19 protein-coding genes are annotated in these 17,459 nt (G+C 48.8%); all 19 read right to left on the bottom strand.

Going from position 1 to position 17,459, the window contains the following annotated elements:
* Positions 1-18: 18 nt before the first annotated feature.
* The 19 genes from ADS79_RS12650 to acpP all read right to left on the bottom strand — a co-directional run bounded on the left by ADS79_RS12650 (position 19) and on the right by acpP (position 17,415).
* Positions 19-390 carry a YraN family protein gene (locus tag ADS79_RS12650; protein ID WP_049738746.1) on the bottom strand — a complete coding sequence of 124 codons (372 nt, stop codon included), beginning with the start codon at positions 388-390 and terminating at the stop codon, positions 19-21.
* Positions 387-677 carry an EscU/YscU/HrcU family type III secretion system export apparatus switch protein gene (locus tag ADS79_RS12645; protein WP_049738745.1) on the bottom strand — a complete coding sequence of 97 codons (291 nt, stop codon included), beginning with the start codon at positions 675-677 and terminating at the stop codon, positions 387-389. Before ADS79_RS12645 ends, ADS79_RS12650 begins: the two co-directional genes overlap by 4 nt.
* On the bottom strand, positions 674-2,557 hold the full coding sequence (locus ADS79_RS12640) for a hypothetical protein (RefSeq protein WP_049738744.1): 1,884 nt from the start codon (positions 2,555-2,557) through the stop codon (positions 674-676). Before ADS79_RS12640 ends, ADS79_RS12645 begins: the two co-directional genes overlap by 4 nt.
* 25 nt (positions 2,558-2,582) lie before the next feature.
* On the bottom strand, positions 2,583-3,359 hold the full coding sequence (locus tag ADS79_RS12635) for a ribonuclease HII (RefSeq protein WP_049738743.1): 777 nt from the start codon (positions 3,357-3,359) through the stop codon (positions 2,583-2,585).
* A gap of 79 nt (positions 3,360-3,438) precedes the next feature.
* On the bottom strand, positions 3,439-4,332 hold the full coding sequence (gene ylqF / locus ADS79_RS12630) for a ribosome biogenesis GTPase YlqF (RefSeq protein ID WP_049738742.1): 894 nt from the start codon (positions 4,330-4,332) through the stop codon (positions 3,439-3,441).
* A gap of 35 nt (positions 4,333-4,367) precedes the next feature.
* Complete coding sequence (gene lepB / locus ADS79_RS12625; protein WP_049738741.1) at positions 4,368-4,931, bottom strand: signal peptidase I; 564 nt, start codon at positions 4,929-4,931, stop codon at positions 4,368-4,370.
* A gap of 162 nt (positions 4,932-5,093) precedes the next feature.
* On the bottom strand, positions 5,094-5,441 hold the full coding sequence (gene rplS / locus ADS79_RS12620) for a 50S ribosomal protein L19 (protein WP_049738740.1): 348 nt from the start codon (positions 5,439-5,441) through the stop codon (positions 5,094-5,096).
* Between the two features lie 154 nt (positions 5,442-5,595).
* The gene (trmD, locus tag ADS79_RS12615; protein WP_049738739.1) at positions 5,596-6,342 is read right to left on the bottom strand and encodes a tRNA (guanosine(37)-N1)-methyltransferase TrmD; all 747 of its coding nucleotides are present in this window, start codon (positions 6,340-6,342) and stop codon (positions 5,596-5,598) included.
* Positions 6,343-6,357: 15 nt separating this feature from the next.
* On the bottom strand, positions 6,358-6,876 hold the full coding sequence (gene rimM / locus ADS79_RS12610) for a ribosome maturation factor RimM (RefSeq protein WP_049738738.1): 519 nt from the start codon (positions 6,874-6,876) through the stop codon (positions 6,358-6,360).
* 36 nt (positions 6,877-6,912) lie between these two features.
* Positions 6,913-7,323: a YlqD family protein gene (locus tag ADS79_RS12605; protein WP_049739081.1), complete on the bottom strand. Its 411-nt coding sequence runs from the start codon at positions 7,321-7,323 to the stop codon at positions 6,913-6,915.
* Positions 7,324-7,519: 196 nt separating this feature from the next.
* Positions 7,520-7,747: a KH domain-containing protein gene (locus ADS79_RS12600; RefSeq protein WP_049738737.1), complete on the bottom strand. Its 228-nt coding sequence runs from the start codon at positions 7,745-7,747 to the stop codon at positions 7,520-7,522.
* A 23-nt stretch (positions 7,748-7,770) separates the two neighbouring features.
* A complete protein-coding gene (rpsP, locus tag ADS79_RS12595) occupies positions 7,771-8,043 on the bottom strand; it encodes a 30S ribosomal protein S16 (protein WP_047067992.1) in 273 nt (90 codons plus the stop codon).
* A 110-nt stretch (positions 8,044-8,153) separates the two neighbouring features.
* On the bottom strand, positions 8,154-9,572 hold the full coding sequence (ffh, locus tag ADS79_RS12590; protein WP_049738736.1) for a signal recognition particle protein: 1,419 nt from the start codon (positions 9,570-9,572) through the stop codon (positions 8,154-8,156).
* A gap of 10 nt (positions 9,573-9,582) precedes the next feature.
* A complete protein-coding gene (locus ADS79_RS12585; RefSeq protein WP_049738735.1) occupies positions 9,583-9,921 on the bottom strand; it encodes a putative DNA-binding protein in 339 nt (112 codons plus the stop codon).
* A 143-nt stretch (positions 9,922-10,064) separates the two neighbouring features.
* Entirely contained in the window at positions 10,065-11,072 is a 1,008-nt protein-coding gene (gene ftsY / locus ADS79_RS12580; protein ID WP_049738734.1) for a signal recognition particle-docking protein FtsY, read from the bottom strand.
* A gap of 48 nt (positions 11,073-11,120) precedes the next feature.
* The gene (gene smc / locus ADS79_RS12575; RefSeq protein ID WP_049738733.1) at positions 11,121-14,693 is read right to left on the bottom strand and encodes a chromosome segregation protein SMC; all 3,573 of its coding nucleotides are present in this window, start codon (positions 14,691-14,693) and stop codon (positions 11,121-11,123) included.
* 365 nt (positions 14,694-15,058) lie between these two features.
* Positions 15,059-15,748 carry a ribonuclease III gene (gene rnc / locus ADS79_RS12570; protein WP_236699963.1) on the bottom strand — a complete coding sequence of 230 codons (690 nt, stop codon included), beginning with the start codon at positions 15,746-15,748 and terminating at the stop codon, positions 15,059-15,061.
* A gap of 54 nt (positions 15,749-15,802) precedes the next feature.
* Positions 15,803-17,044, bottom strand: coding sequence for a beta-ketoacyl-ACP synthase II (gene fabF / locus ADS79_RS12565; protein WP_049738731.1), 1,242 nt, complete (start codon positions 17,042-17,044; stop codon positions 15,803-15,805).
* 137 nt (positions 17,045-17,181) lie between these two features.
* The gene (acpP, locus tag ADS79_RS12560; RefSeq protein ID WP_049738730.1) at positions 17,182-17,415 is read right to left on the bottom strand and encodes an acyl carrier protein; all 234 of its coding nucleotides are present in this window, start codon (positions 17,413-17,415) and stop codon (positions 17,182-17,184) included.
* Between the last annotated feature and the right edge of the window lie 44 nt (positions 17,416-17,459).

Here is a 17,459-nt window from a genome sequence, read left to right as displayed (position 1 = left end):
ATGTAGAAATCATGCGGGTTAAAAGGCATGCTCGATATGCTGGATGCGAATCGTTTCCTCGTTTTTTCCCCGATTGTGGTATTCTACGGCAACGACATCGAAGCGAAAGGAAGGCACAAATCCTTCCACAGACTGTAGATACTCGGTGGCAAGCTCGCGCAGCTTTTGCCTTTTTCGCCATGTCACCGACTCCAAGGCGGTTCCAAACGAATGGCTTGTTCGAGTCCTGACCTCTACAAATACAAGTGTCGAGTCATCCATCGCAATCAAATCAATTTCACCACGCCGCGTACGAACGTTGCGACGGATGATTTGGTACCCTTTTTGCTCCAGGAATTCCCCCGCCATTTGCTCACCTGCTTGTCCGAGAACGCGCCGTTGATCGGTCATCCTTTGCTGCCTCCTTTGTCCAAACGGTAGACAAAAGCAAGAATCTCGGCAACGACCTGGTATAGCTCAGGCGGAATCTGCTGGTCCAAATCGAGCTTCCCGAGCACCTCCACGAGCGAAGGATCTTCTTGGATGGGAATCGCATGCTCTTTCGCTGTCTTGAGCATATTTTCAGCGACATAGCCTTTTCCTTTTGCAACTACTTTGGGGGCATCCATTGTACCAGCCTGATATTTGAGGGCAACAGCCTGCATTCGCTTCCCCTCAGGAGTGGGTGAGTGACTCATACGCGCAGGTCCACTCCTTTATAGTCGGTGAGGGTTGCGCGTTTCGCTCCAGATTGACTGGCGATTCGGCTGCGTTCATCAGGGACAGGTTGGACACGCATGGCAGAAAGATGATAGCCTACCTCATGGAGTTGTCCAGCAAAATTGTCCTTCATCCCCGAAATAAGAGGTTCTACCCAAGGAGCGTCGTTAAAAATCTGCAGATTGACAATGCGGTTTACGATGCTTACATCAATCATAGTTGTTCCCATCGATTGCAGCTCCAAGTGGAAAAACAAACGGCAATTCTCCGCGTCTACCTGGCCGCCATCTTTTTTCTTCGATTCGATTTGGACAAATGCCGTATCATCGCCTTGGTCCGTACGTATGGGAATTTGCAAGACCATTTGCGATAAAGTCTGGTTTGACGGTTGAAGCATCATAAGCTGCTGTCCGGTAATTTGCTGCAGTATCTGGTCTGCTGCTTCTCTCAGTGCATGCGGAACACTTTGCGGTGGTGCCTGAGTAATTTGCAGTAATAAAGATTTAACGGATTCCATCTGTTTATGAACACCTGCGTCAACTGAACCGCCAGATATTGCCTGCCCCATGATGCTTCGTTCATGTCCCAGCCCAAGCTGGCGAAACAGATCGGCAATCGGATTGGAAGGAGCGCTTGCTCCTGTTGTAGTCGGCTGACCATTCACATTCACCTGCACAGGCGCATTCGCTTTTACAGAATCGGCCGGGATAGCTTGTTTCATCGCTTCTGAATTTGCTACACCTACTGCTCGCGGTAGGTCTTGACCGGATTGTGTGCTGGTAACACCCGATGGTGGCGTTGCCAGCTCTGACGCTGTTGAGACCCTCCCAAGCTCAGCTTGACCAAGCACTTTCCCTGGGACGACATTGCCAGCTGCATTCCCAGTCTGATTGGCAGCATTTTGGACATTTGCGCTTTGCTGCAATGCGCCATCTGATTTCACTTGGACAACCTGATCGCCAGTGGCTAGCGGCTTGGCACTTGCTGCCGTCTGATTTCCTTGCAAAATGCCTCCAGAGGCTTGGTTACTTGCGGCCGTTTGGGTACTTGCCGTTCCCTGTGTTCCTGGATTTTGACCTGGCACAGTGGAGACATTTGGCCTGCTTGTCGTCTGAGCTTGATCTGCTTCCTTCGCCCCGCTCTCCCCTGCAACAAGAACAGGCAGACCAGCCAGCTTTTCCTTTACCTGACTAACCACCTGCCGCAGGTCAAGAGTTGTCGCGCCTGCCGTTTCATTTCTCGGACTACTCCCCGCTTGCTGGGAAGCTGGACTGTCTTTCGCTAGAAATAACGCGGCTTGCTGTTGAAAATTTTGGATTGCTTGATCGAGTGGCTTTGCGGACATAAAAGCCTTGAGTCCCGCCACTGTATCGGGTGTGAGAGGGAGATTTCGTTTCGCTGCCAGCATGAATGCCTCTATCGTCGCGTCGTCCACTCCCAGCCGTTGTGCTACCGCTGCAAATGCTTGTACCGTTTCTTTGTTTACTGGCAAATTGGCATTCAGAAGAGCAGAAACGATGACCCTGCTTTCCTTTGTCTCCGGCAATCCCAGAGAGCGCATCAAGCCCTCCATCGTCGCTTCTTTACCTGAACCTTCGGACGGGGTTTCCAAAACCTTTAACGTAACCACATCAGACGATGGTTGTACCTGCAGCCATGCTTTTTGTCCAGGCTCCAAATTCGCCTCCATTTTCGCCTGAACCTGCATGCCGCCAATTTGTACAAGTGCCATATTGTCCGGATACTGTTTAATCACTGTGCCTTTAAACACTTGACCTGGTGTAAGCTCCACAGGCTTTGGCGCTTGTACGGGGGAACGCTGCATGACTGATTGTATGAATTGCGAGGGGGAAAACATGGGAAGCCTCCTCCTTTACGACACATTATGCTTGTTCTTTTACACCTGTAAACGTCATGCGATGGATAGGCGTAGGGCCAAATCGGGCGATGGCTGACAAATGCTCTGCCGTACCATAGCCTGCATTCTTCTCGAAGCCATACGCAGGGTACTCATTGGCATATGCCGCCATCATGCGGTCGCGTGTGACCTTTGCCACGATAGACGCTGCTGCGATTGAAACACTTTTTGCATCACCGCCAATGATTGGAACTTGCTCACAGGGGAGATCAGAAAGCTGCACGGCATCAATCAGACAAGCATCCGGAAGTATCGCGGCATTATCAATTGCGTTTTTCATTGCCTCTTTTGTTGCTTGCAAAATATTAATTTCGTCTATTCGAGCTGCATCAACAATTCCGACGCCGATTGCCAAGGCATCCCTTACGATTACCTCATAAAATGCCTCTCTCGTCGCGACAGGTATTTTTTTGGAATCATTCAAGCCAGGCAGATAAAAATCCTCAGGAAGGCAAACAGCGCAAGCAACAACCGGCCCAGCCAGCGGTCCTCTACCTACTTCATCGATTCCAAACAGATGAACATGACCTTTTTCACGTAGAGCTCGCTCATAGGAAGTCATTTCCGTCCACATAGCAGCCAGCTTTTCCTGACGCGCAATAGCAGCCTCCTGCTGTCGAGCTAATGCTTGTACGCCAGCTCGTTGATCCTCTTTTAACAATTGTAGAAAATCTTTGGGTACTTCGTCCATTTTTTCGATTGCGAGCCGTATTTCTTTTATCGACATGTCAGCCACATTCATTGACATCTTTCTCCTTATCGTATGTATGAAAAAACCCGCCTACCGGATTGTCGATAGACAGGTTTTATACTGATTCGTCTCATTCAGGAAAGGAAACAGGTTTTCCGATTGGCTCTTCCATCTCCCAATCGATCGGTCGCTCCAGCGAAACCGTACCTAACTTTCCAGAGCGCAGCTCTCTCAGGAATATTTCCGCTGCCTTATCGTAATCGATATTTCCGCCTGATACGAGGCATCCGCGCTTCTTGCCAATCTCCTCGAGCATCTCGACACGATCCTCTGGCAATGATTTGAGCTTGAAGCGATCCACCAAGCGTTCTGGATAGTAATGCATCATATACGTAATCACAAATAAGGCAACCTCAGTGAAATCGAGCAGCTCGTCCTTGATCGCTCCACTCGCAGCAAGTCGGAGTCCTACCATTTGGTCCTCAAATTTGGGCCAAAGGATTCCCGGTGTGTCCAGAAGCTCGAGTGTGTCGCCCATCTTCACCCATTGCTGGGCTTTGGTCACCGCAGGTCGGTCACCTGTCTGTGCTACACTGCGTTTGGACAGTCGATTAATCAGTGAGGACTTCCCTACGTTTGGAATCCCCAGAATCATGATGCGGATTGCACGACCTTGCATACCTTTGTCACTGCGTTTTGCCAGCATTTCAGCTGCCTGCTCGCGACACAGCTCTGGAAGCTTGCCTACGCCCTTACCACTTAGCGCATCAATCGGCAATGTGCGTATTCCTTGCTTGCGGAAATACGCGATCCATTCCTCTGTCGCTTTGTCATCAGCCAAATCTGCTTTGTTTAATAAAATTAATCGGGGTTTATCACTGACAATCTCGTCAATCATCGGATTTCGGCTGGACAATGGAAGACGTGCATCCAAAAGCTCGATGACCACGTCAATCAGTTTCAGCTTTTCCGTTACTTGTCGGCGTGCCTTTGCCATATGGCCAGGAAACCATTGGATCGCCATGATGTCTCACCTACCTTGAAGCAATGCTATGCCTATTATTTCGTTATGCGAATACCACCAATGGGCCAAAAAGTAAACTCTGCCCTTCCCACTACAGTACTGACCGCCACCGGACCAATGGCACGGCTGTCATGACTATTGAGTCTGTTGTCCCCCATGACAAAGATATGTCCGGCTGGAATTTGTACGGGAGGAAAATCATTGGTGAAAAAGGGTTCCCCCTGTGCTTTCGCTTGTTCTTTATGTTGCGCAAGATATGGCTCTTCTACCATTTTTCCGTTTATGAAAAGCTCATCGTTCCTCACTTCGACTGTATCGCCAGCAACACCGATTACTCTTTTGATGTAATCGCGTGTTTGTTCCGCGTGGAAAACGATGATATCTCCCGGCTTCGGATCTTGCAAATAATAAATCGCTTTATTTACGACTAATTTTTCACTGTTATGTAGAGTCGTTTCCATAGATTCGCCCTCGACGATGAAAGGGGCGAACAGGAAGGTTCGGATGAGAAACGCTAGTACAATCGCTATTCCGAGCGCCTTTCCCCATTCCCAAAGCTCTTTCTTATTGGCGCGGCTGGAGGTTACTTCTTCGCTCATGTTTCCGATCCTCCTAATGAAAGCTCGTCCATCTTACGTAGCAAACCCGGCTAATCCTAACAGCCCAGGCAGAGAATTCATCATGAATATGAAACCAGAAAAAAATGGAAAAAAGAGGCCTGGCTAGCAGACCAGTCCCCTTTCTCATGCGTTATGAAACGCTTATCGACGAATTTCTTTGATGCGAGCAGCTTTACCTACGCGATCGCGCAGATAGTACAGTTTCGCACGACGTACTTTACCATGACGCACGATTTCGATCTTGTCGATCTTAGGCGTGTGTACTGGGAATGTACGCTCAACACCTACTCCGTAAGAAATCTTACGAGCAGTAAATGTTTCGCTAACACCTGTACCGCGACGGCGAATAACAACGCCTTCGAACAGCTGAATACGCTCACGCTGACCCTCGATAACTTTTACGTGTACACGTACAGTGTCACCAGGTCGGAACGCAGGAATGTCCTGTTTCAATTGCTCTTTTTCCAATTCACGGATTACTTGGTTCATTTGAATTCCCTCCTTCCGATCAGACGTTCTTACTCGTCTATCCAATAGGCTCAGTGAATATCACTGAGATACGAGTAGCGGACCGCCTTAGTCAGCGGGCAAAATTGCCACAAGAAGTATATTAACACAGTGGGCGAAAAACTACAAGGAGGTATTATGATTTGTCCTCCAGTTTTTTCTCCTCTTCTAATTCTGCCAGCAGCTTCTTCATCTCCGCCGTTAGCTCCAGCTTTTCCAAAAGATCCGGTCTGCGCATGCTCGTACGTCGGAGCGATTCTTTCAAGCGCCATTTTTCAATGTTGGCATGATGTCCCGAAAGCAAAATATCGGGTACCTTCCAGCCACGAAATTCAGCTGGCCTCGTGTAGTGCGGGTACTCAAGCAAACCGGTCGAGAAGGAATCCTCCACAGCGGATATCTGATTTCCAAGTGCTCCCGGTTGCAAGCGGACTACGCTGTCGATGACCACCATAGCGGCCAGCTCTCCGCCCGTCAGTACATAATCCCCAATCGAAATTTCATCGGTGACCAAATGCTCGCGAATTCGCTCATCGTAGCCCTCGTAGTGTCCGCAAATAAAGACCAGATGTTCTTCTTGTGCCAGCTCCTCCGCCAGCTTTTGATGATAGGGCACGCCCTGTGGACACATGAGAATGACACGAGGCTTTTTGTCTGTCGACATGGATTCAACCGCACGAAACAATGGATCCGGCTTAAGAACCATTCCTCCTCCGCCACCGTATGGCGTATCATCTACGGTTCCATGCTTGCTCTCAGAGAAATCCCGGAAATTGCTGATGTGAAATTCTACAATCTCCTTTTCACTCGCTTTTCCCAAAATACTGCTGGATAAGACGCCTGTAAACATCTCAGGGAATAGCGTGAGAATATCAATCCGCATCCGACACTATCCTCCCTACAACAAGCCTTCCATCAGATGGCAGACGATACGCTTGTTTTCAATATCCACTTCTTTAATACAGTCATCAATGAAAGGCAGCAAAATCTCTCCACGCTTCCCTTTGACGACCCATACATCGTTCGCACCTGGCTGCATGACATCCACGATTTTGCCCAGCTCTTCGCCCTCATCCGTCACAACCAGACATCCCACCAGCTGGTGAATGTAAAACTCATCGTCTTCGAGGTCCATCAGCGCTTCTTCCGGAATTTTCAGCTCGCCGCCCTTGTATTTTTCGATGTCGTTAATATTGTTGTATCCATGAAAGCTCAAAATCTCAAAGCCCTTGTGCGAGCGGCGTGTTGCGATTTTCAGCTTTAGTGGCTCTGCTAGCATCGGATGAAACAAGAGCAGCTCATTCCCTTTGCGAAAGCGTTGATCAGGGAAATCCGTCGTTGGTGTCACCCGAACTTCGCCCCGCAGTCCATGCGTGTTTACCAGCCTGCCTACGCCGTAATAATTTTTTTGTTCCACTAAAATCCTACCTCCTTTTTCTTACCAGCCCGAAAGCTATGTTTTTTGACGAATCTCATGTATCAGGCCATCTTTTATCATGATTTCCGTTCCTGCCATGATTTCATCCCAAACTTCCCCGACTTGTACGCTCACCGGGCTTTGTACAGTTTGATAGTCCAGCTCGCTGCCTACTGGTAGATTGGCTGCCTGTTCGAGCTGCCATGTAAGCTGGTCCATTTTTTCCTTGCGCAAGCGTTCTTCCCGCTCAATTTTTTCTTGCGCCAGGGCATATGTATCTGCGGACTTTTTCTTCGCATCCGCGAGTATTTTTTTGGCCTGAAACTGCCACTGCTGCCATTCCTCGTTACGCTTGTTGAGCTGAGTCCTGTACTGCTCGACGAGAACGGCACGTGACGCTTCGGTGATGATGATTTTTACCTGTACCGCACGAAAAATAGTGACCATTGTCAAAGCACTCCCTTCGACGCAAGAGCTATCCAAAACAGGCAAAAAAGCATGTCCTCCTTTATAGAATTAGAAAACTTGGCTTTGCCAAGCCTTTTGGCGCAGGCAGGGCCTTAGTTGCGCTTATACTATCTTCCTTAGAATGTTTATACATTCTGATAGTAGAAAAAAGACTGGGAAAGCTCCCAGCCTTTTCTCAAACAATCTCAACCGTGACACGCTTGTCCGTTTCTACGGAAGCAGCCATCACGACCGTGCGCAGTGCTTTGGCAATCCGTCCTTGCTTGCCGATAATCTTCCCCATATCATCAGGGTGAACCGACAATTCAAAGACGAGAATGCGCTCTTTATCCACTGCGTTAACACGAACCTCATTCGGATGATCGACGAGAGCTTTTGCGATCGTTTCGACCAGCGCTTTCATCATCAAACCTCCAGATGACCGACTTATTTGCCGTATTTGGTTTCGTGTACTTTTGCGAGTACGCCTTCTTTGGAGAGAAGGTTACGAACGGTATCAGTCGGAGCTGCACCATTCAGGATCCATTGTACCGCTTTGTCAGTATCAATTTTCACCACTGCCGGTTGAGCAACCGGATTGTAGTAACCGATTTCTTCAATGAAACGGCCATCGCGAGGGGAACGAGAGTCAGCTACTACTACACGGTAGAAAGGAGCTTTCTTAGAACCCATACGCTTCAGACGGATTTTAACTGCCATGTTGTGTCACCTCCTGTATGGATCAACGCAAGTTACACTCGCGTTGGTGCTACTATATCTGAACCATCGCGTCAGCTGACAAGTCAGCAGCGCGAAGAGATCATGCATGTTTACTTGAACGGTGGTTTGAAGTTAAAGGGAAAGTTCATACCGCCCTGGTTGTTGCCGCCGCCACCCTTACCCATGAAAGGGAGTCCAGCGAAGCCTTTTTTCTTTGACTTCTTGACCATCTTGTCCGCAGCGCCTGAGAATTGCTTCATCATCTTCTTCATTTCCTCGAATTGCTTGAGGAAACGATTCACTTCCTGGATGCTCGTTCCGCTACCGTTTGCAATACGCTTGCGACGATTTGCGTTTAATAGATCAGGATTGGCGCGCTCCGCCTTGGTCATGGATTTGGCAATCGCTTCGACACGAGCTATTTGCTTCTCATCCACGTTCATTTTGCCCTTCATCTTGTTCATTCCAGGCAGCATGCCGAGAATGTCTTCAAAGGGACCCAAATTACGAAGTTGCTGCATGGAATCCAGGAACATGTCGAAGGTAAACTCCCCTTGACGCATTTGGCGTTCCATGTCACGTGCCTTTTCTTCATCGACGGATGCCTGTGCTTTCTCAATCAGGCTGAGCACGTCACCCATACCAAGAATACGGGAGGCCATGCGATCCGGATGAAACGGTTCCAGCGCATCAAGCTTTTCACCCATTGCCGCGAATTTGATCGGCTTTCCTGTGACAGCTTTTACTGAGAGCGCGGCACCGCCCCTTGTATCACCGTCGAGCTTGGTGAGAACAACCCCAGTCAACTCGAGCTGACTGTTAAAGCTCTCTGCTACATTGACGGCGTCTTGACCTGTCATCGCATCGACAACCAGTAAAATCTCATCTGGCTTCGTCACTTCGCGAATCTGCTTCAACTCGTCCATCAGCGCTTCATCAATGTGCAGTCGACCTGCAGTATCGATCAAAACGACATCAAGATGGTTTGTTTTCGCATGTTCAATCGCTTGGCGTGCGATGTCAACAGGACTGACTTGATCTCCAAGGGAGAATACGGGAACACCTAACTGGTCCCCCAAAACCTGCAGCTGCTTGATCGCAGCAGGACGATAGATATCCCCCGCCACTAATAACGGCTTGCGGTTTTGCTTTTGCAAATACTTGGCTAGCTTACCGGTCGTGGTTGTTTTACCTGCCCCTTGTAAACCTGCCATCATAATGACAGTCGGAGGTCGGTTCGCCATCGTGAGTCCGACTGCGCTGCCGCCCATGAGAGCGACTAGCTCTTCGTTCACGATCTTGATTACCATTTGACCCGGCGTCAGGCTTTTCATAACTTCCTGACCAACTGCGCGCTCTTTGACACGAGCTACGAAGTCTTTTACTACTTTAAAGTTAACGTCTGCTTCGAGCAGAGCCAGACGAACCTCACGCATCGCTTCATTCACGATGGTCTCGTCTATCTTTCCTCTGCCGCGCAGTTTGTCAAACGCGTTTTGCAGCCGATTGGCCAAGCTCTCAAACGCCATACGAGCCCTCCTAATCCATCTCTGACAGTTGGTGGAGCAAAGTATTCAGCTCGTCTCTTGTCTCGCTATCCGCAAGCTCACTTACAAGCTCGCTCATTCGATTCAGCACATTCATCCGCTTTTCATGACGTTCTGCAAGATGAAGCTTTTGATCATATTCAAACAGCTGCTTCTCAGCCCTCTTAATGTGATCGTAAACAGCTTGACGGCTGACCTCGTGCATCTCAGCTATTTCACCTAATGATAAATCATCGAGATAGTATAGCTCCAGATATTCGCGTTGCTTGCCCTTGAGTAGAGGCGCATAAAAGTCAAACAAGAGATTGACTTGATTGGTCTTTTCTAACATGGAACCAATCCTTTGCTATGAGGTACTCGTTTCAAACTGTAAAGACTTTTTCTTTACAGCACGTAGATTATAGTACCTAATTCCACACCTAGTGTCAAGGTTTTTTATTGACATCATTTTTGTTTCGTAATTTCTACTAGATTTTATGCGTTTTCCTGGGCTTCTGCCTCTTCTTTTTGGATCAATCCAGCAAACAATGCATGCACAAATTGCTCTGGATCAAACTGCTGCAAATCATCCATTCCCTCGCCCAGTCCTACATATTTTACAGGGATATTCAGCTCATTGCGAATCGCGATAACGATTCCGCCCTTTGCGGTACCATCCAGCTTGGTCAAAACAAGACCACTGACGCCGGCTGATTGTCCAAACGTTTTCGCCTGAGACAGCGCGTTCTGTCCGGTCGTAGCATCAAGCACGAGCAACACTTCATGTGGTGCGCCCGGAAGTTCACGCTGTAGTACACGATGAACCTTTGCCAGCTCTTCCATGAGATTTACCTTGTTTTGCAGGCGGCCTGCCGTATCACACAGCAACACATCTACCTGTCTGGACTTGGCTGCCTGAATCGCATCGTAAATGACAGCTGCCGGATCGGAGCCTTGCTGCTGCTTGATGACCTCGACGCCTACACGTCCGCCCCAAACCTCGAGCTGCTCGATCGCAGCCGCACGGAATGTATCGCCTGCTGCCAAGAGCACTTTTTTTCCTTGCTGCTTGAACATATGCGCCATTTTTCCGATCGTGGTGGTCTTGCCTACTCCATTCACCCCAACGAACAAAATGACGTTTACACGACCATCCTGTACATTCAGCGCGGTATCTGCTACCTCATCATTTTTCAACAGGGCAACCAGCTTCTCAGAGAGAATCGGCTGCAAATCAATGGCATTCTCGATTTTTTGCTTGCGTACCTCTGTTCGCAAATCGTCAATCAATTCCATGACGGTATTGACTCCGACGTCAGAAGTAATCAGAATTTCTTCCAATTCATCGAAGAAATCATCATCAATTTTTTTATAGCGACGAACCAGGTCCTCTACTTTTTCAACCAAAAGGTCTCTTGTTTTGGACAATCCGTCCGTAAACTTCTGTGTGACTTCCTCCGATTTTTGTACAATGGCGTCACGAAGGCGCTTGAAAAAGCTCATATCCATCTTCCTTTGCGGGTATTGTCATCTCATGGTTTGGAGAGCTCGTTAGGATGCTGATTCAATAAACTTGTCACTATCCTCCAGCTTTACGGACACCAGCTTGGAGACACCGCCTTCTTGCATCGTAATCCCGTATAGTACATCGGCACTCTCCATCGTTCCTTTGCGATGGGTTACACAAATAAACTGTGTCTGATTGCTGAAATGGTGCATGTACTCAGCAAATCGATTGACATTGGCCTCGTCCAAAGCGGCTTCCACCTCGTCCAGTACGCAGAAAGGAACAGGTTTGACACGCAAAATGGCAAACAGCAAAGCCATAGCGGTAAGTGCCCTCTCGCCGCCTGAGAGCAGCGCCAGATTTTGCAGCTTTTTCCCTGGAGGCTGTGCCACGATATCAATCCCTGTTTCAAGCAAATTATCCGGATTGGAGAGAACCAAATCCGCACGTCCCCCACCGAACAACTGCACAAATACATCGCGGAATTGCAAGGAAATCGCATCAAATGTCTCTTTGAAGCGACGAGACATCTCCTGATCCATCTCTTGAATCACTTGATACAGCATCTCTTTCGCTTCGTTCAGGTCTGCTTCCTGCGAGCTGAGGAACTGCTGACGCTCAGACAGGCGTTCGAACTCCTCAATCGCCCCCAGATTCACGGTTCCGAGTGCACTGATTTGCTTTTTAAGACGATTAACGATTTGGATCTCATCCGTGATTTCTCCACGTGGCGGATACTTTTGCTTGGCGAGATCGTAGCTCATTTCGTATTCTTCCGAGAGTTTGTTCAACAGGTGGTCCAGCTCAACCTCACTACGGTTTACCTTCACTTCCTCCTGATGAAGCTTCTCTTCCAGATTTTTGGCCTCTCGACGAATTTCTTTTACTTGCTGCTCAAGCTGCTCCTGCTTGTAAAAGAGAGTCGCTCTTTCATTGCGACGCTCTGCGATCAGTCCAGCCACACGATCCTTATCCTGGCGCAATTCGGTAATGCGGTGATCCAGCTCAGTGCCCGACGATTCATTCGTACGTTCCAGCTCGTCATAGGATGCCAAATTCTCATTTTGTTCTTCCCATTCCCGCTGTAGCAAGCTTTTTTGCTCAACCAAGCGCTCTGCTTGCTCCAGGCGAGACTGGTACTCCTGCTTCACTTGAGCATTCAGTACCTTGAGGCTTGTAATTTTTTCATTCATCTCTTCCTTGGATTCAAGCTGTTCCTGACGCTTGGCTTCTGCCACGGCAACGAGAGAAGCCAGCTCCTTTTCTTCTGCTTCCATAGTAGCAAGGGACTCCTGCAGCTTTTCTTGCTTGCGAATCGCCTCATCCATTTCCCGGCGATAGCCCTCAATATCCTGCTCAACCAGCCTTGCACGTTCTCCCAGGGAGCGCCCTTCTGATTCTGTTTGCTGCAACAGGCCTTTGACTTCCTGTTCTTTGAGGCGCAGATTCTCGCCTTCTGTACGTAGCGCTTCCTGCTCGTGCTCAAGCTGGTGTATTTCCTTTTTCAGCTGCTCAATACGGGTAGTATGCCCAGAAATTGCCTGGTCGATATCGCCCATTTGCGCTTCCAGCTCTTCTGCCTGGCGGTTTCTGCCCAACAGGTTGGTGCTATTTTTCTTTAGCGCTCCCCCTGTCATCGACCCACCAGCGTTTACAATATCCCCTTCGAGCGTAACCACGCGATAGCGATAGCCAAGTGTTCGAGCAACTTTATTCGCTTGTTCAAGCGTTTCCGTGACGATCACATTTCCAAGCAGGGCTTCCAGAATCGGACGGTAGGATTCTTCATACGACACGAGCTCGCTGGCAATTCCAATCACGCCGGTCTCTTTTGCCAACTGCCTTTTATCATCCGCTGCCAAGCTGCGAGGCCTGATGACATCTAGCGGTAAAAATGTAGCGCGTCCGGCATTATGCTGCTTCAGGTGGGCAATCGCCGCGCGTCCTGCTGCTTCGTTTTCCACGACAACGTTTTGCAGAGCGCCACCAAGCGCTACCTCCAGGGCTGTCTCATATTGCTGTGGCACCACTACCAGCTCGGCTACGGCCCCGTGAATGCCTTTAAATCCACGCTCTCGCGCCTTGAGAATCTCTTTTACGCCTTGTTGAAAACCGGCAAACTCAGACTGCATCTCTTTGAGCAAGTCTAAGCGAGATTTGGCTGCTTCCCTTTTTTGCTCCCACTGACGCAGGTCTCGACGTTCTGACTCCAAACGAACTTGTCCGTCGCGCAAACCCTCCATCAGCTCTTTATAACGAGTAACGGTCTCCTGAATCTTTTGATCGATACTCTCCAGCTGCTCTTGCAAGCTGACAAGCTTAGCTTGACGCTGTGATTCTTCCAAATCGAGCTGTTCTTTTCCTGATTGCTGACGCGTAAGGCGTGCCTGGCTCGTCTGTACAAGCTGCTGCTGATGGCGTATTTCGTTACGCTGATTGGCCATCTCATTGAGTTTTTCGAAGTAATCGCTCTTCAAACGCTCTACATCATCAGTCAGCGATTGCACCATGGAGAAGAATTGACCTTCGGCTGCCTGCAAAGATTTATGTGCCTCTGTCATCCGTCGATTTGCTTCTTGTGCACGTTCTTGTTCGTCTGCAAGATCTGTCTCTAGCGTATGCTGTTTTTCGGTTATCCGATGCATTTGCTCCATCGTCTGCTGACGATTGGCAGTGAGATTCCGCATCCGCTCACGCAACACTTCGCGCTGGCCTTCTACCTTTTCGGTCTCCTCACTAACGGTGAGTAGAACGTGCTGGAGTTCTTCAATCGACTGATCGATTTGCGTCACATGAAACCGTGCCTGCTCAAGATCAGCTTCTTGCTTGGATGCCTCTGTCGATTGCTCAAGCAGCAATTCTTGTAGCTCTACCACACGCTTGGATGCTTCCTCCCATTTCATATGCGCTGCTTCGATTTGTTGAACATAGAGAGCAACCTCATGCTCTACCAGCTTGCGATGCAGCTCCTTATAGGTTCGAGCCGTTTCCGCTTGTTCTTGTAGCGGTCCAATTTGCTCCGTAATTTCACTTACAATATCGTGAATACGAACCAAATTCTGCTCCGTGTCATCCAGCTTCTTTTCCGCCTCGCGCTTCCGCGTCTTGTATTTCACAATGCCAGCTGCTTCTTCAAAAATGCCACGACGATCCTCTGATTTGGTACTGAGGATCTCTTCGATTTTTCCTTGGCCGATGATGGAATACGCTTCTTTTCCCAAGCCCGTATCCATAAACAGCTCCATAATATCTTTCAGACGGCATGACCGATTGTTTATGTAGTACTCACTATCCCCAGACCGATACACTCGGCGTGTCACGGATACCTCCGTATATTCCATGTCGAGAGATCGATCCGTATTGTCCAATGTGAGCGTAACCTCGGCAAAGTTCACCGGCTTGCGAGTATCGCTCCCTGCAAAAATGATATCTTCCATTTTCGCCCCACGGAGCGATTTGGCACTTTGTTCACCCAGTACCCAGCGGATAGAATCGGATACGTTGCTTTTTCCGCTTCCATTCGGACCAACAACCGCTGTCACTCCTGGTACAAACTCCAGCTCCGTCCGGTCGGCAAAGGATTTAAATCCTGCCAGTTCCAGGCGTTTTAAATACATACTGACGGTCCTCCTTCAGAACACATCCACATTATTCGCAGCGGATGTCACCCGAAAAGAAGCCCCTGCATCGAACAGGAGCTACTCCACTACGAGCTTACTTGATCTTATCCAAATAAGTGTAACATACAAGGCTTGGTCACGCAGTAATTTCCCTTTGTTTACCGTAAGAAAACCATTATCTCCGTAAGTTCATAGATGGCAACTACGAATTAAGGAAGGGGCATATTGGCAAGGCGCTAAGTGGGTAGATGAGCAAAAAACCTCTATCGTGCTTGCTCACTCGCGAGCCGCCACAGAATAGAGGTCGATTAGAGAAAGCTGCATCATCTATTTGCAGACGATGCAGCCTCCTTCTAGAATTGCTATACTTTATCCCCTAAAATCACCAATGCCCGTGCAGCAGCCTGCTGTTCCGCTTCCTTTTTGGAGCGTCCAGAGCCAACACCGAGGGAACGGTTATTCAAGAGAACTTCGGACACGAATTCTCGGTTATGAGCCGGTCCTTTTTCTTCTACAATTCGATACTGGATGTCTCCCAGATTGTCCTGTTGAACAAATTCCTGCAACTGGCTCTTGAAGTCGGTTACCTGGGCAAACTCTCCCTTATCTACACGAGGATAGACGTACTTTTCCATAAAGGAGAAAACAGCGTCCACCCCTTGATCTAAATAGAGCGCACCTACAAATGCTTCAAAAACGTCCGCTAGCAAGGCTGGTCGCTGTCGGCCACCCGTCAGCTCTTCCCCTTTTCCCAGCAAAACGAGATCGCCAAAATTCAGCAGTTCGGCAAACTTGACTAGAGACGGTTCACAGACGATCGCTGCACGCAGCTTTGTCATTTCCCCTTCACTCATCTTTGGAAAGGTTTTGTACAAAAACTGGGATACAGTCAGCTCCAATACAGCATCGCCCAAAAACTCCAACCGTTCGTTGTCGGAAATCCGTTTGCCTCGTTGCTCGTTCACGTAGGAAGAATGGGTGAATGCTTGCCGCAAAACGCTCTCATCGTGAAAGCGTACTCCAATCTTTTCTTGCAGCTGTGCAAAACTCATCACCCTCACCACCGTTCCAGGAGACTGCCTACTTTTTTTCGCAGTAGGACTCATTTATGCTTCGTAACGCTTGAGGACCACCGTTGCATTATGACCGCCGAATCCAAACGTATTGGAGACAGCTACATTAACGGTCGCCTTCCGCGCATGGTTAGGAACATAGTCAAGATCGCATTCTGGATCAGGGTTATCCAGGTTGATTGTCGGTGGTAAAATTTGATCGCGCAGTGCATAAGCAGAAGCAATGGCTTCGATACCACCAGTTGCCCCGAGCAGATGACCTGTCATCGATTTTGTCGAGCTGACAGACAGCTTATAAGCATGGTCGCCGAATACCGCTTTAATAGCCTGTGTTTCAGCGATGTCACCTTGATCCGTAGAGGTTCCGTGAGCATTGATGTAATCAACCTCACCCGGCTGGATTCCAGCGTCTTTCAGTGCGTTTGTCATGCAGCGTGCTGCACCTTCACCACCTGGAGATGGGGAAGTAATATGATGCGCATCTGCGCTCATACCGTAACCAATCACTTCTGCAATGATCGTTGCGCCACGCTTTTTCGCATGCTCCAGCTCTTCTAAAATGACTACCCCTGCGCCCTCACCCATAACAAATCCGTCGCGGTCTTTATCGAACGGGCGGCTGGCTTTTTGCGGCTCGTCATTACGTGTAGACATCGCCTTCGCGGAGCAAAATCCTGCAAATGCCATTGGACGAACGGTTGCTTCTGCACCACCTGCGATCATTACATCTGCATGGTCGAACTGAATCAAGCGAAGTGCGTCACCGATCGCGTTTGTACCCGTAGCACAAGCCGTAATCGCGCTGGAGGTAGGTCCTTTTGCACCATACTGAATTGAAACGGCACCAGATGCCATATTCGCAATCAGCATCGGAATAAAGAACGGACTCACACGACGTGGACCTTTTTCCAAAAGTACGGAATGCTGCTCTTCCCATGTTGACAGCCCGCCAATTCCGGACCCGATGTATACACCCACTCGTTCCGCATTTTCTGGCGTAATTTCCAGTTTCGCATCTTCAATCGCCATTTTGGCAGCTGCCAAACCAAACTGAACGAATCGGTCTGTACGTCGAATTTCTTTCTTGTCCATATACAGTTCGGGATTGAAGTCTTTTACTTCTCCCGCAATCTGTGTTGGATAATCAGTAGCGTCAAATGCAGTCAGACGATCAACGCCTGATTTGCCTTCCAATAAGCTGTTCCAGAAGGTCTGCGCGTCATTTCCCACTGGGGAAACCACACCAACGCCAGTAATCACCACTCTTCGTTTCATTACGATCACCTCTATATGAAAGTCAGCAGTAAGCTTCTTACTTCACAAGTAAAACAAATAAGTAAAAGTGGATGGTATGTACTAAGCGGTAATTGAAGGAGAAGTCCCGTAAGGTACGGGACTTCCAACTGATTTGTCTACTTCTGAGATTCTATGTATTTTACAACCTCACCAACAGAAGTGATCTTTTCAGCATCTTCGTCAGAAATCTCTAAATCAAACTCGTCTTCGAGTTCCATTACGAGTTCTACTACATCCAGGGAGTCAGCGCCCAGGTCTTCTTTGAAAGAAGCTTCCAAAGTAATCTTGGACTCATCTACACCCAGACGATCGACGATGATTTTCTTCACACGCTCCAATGTATCTGCCATCTTGCTTCACCCCCTCTCCCGTATTATAGTGGATGAGCTTTCAA

Origin of the sequence: Brevibacillus reuszeri (genome assembly GCF_001187725.1) — a bacterium.
Lineage (GTDB): Bacteria > Bacillota > Bacilli > Brevibacillales > Brevibacillaceae > Brevibacillus > Brevibacillus reuszeri.
The sequence above is the reverse complement of the archived record's forward strand: the minus strand, read 5'-3'. Positions and strand labels throughout refer to the sequence as shown.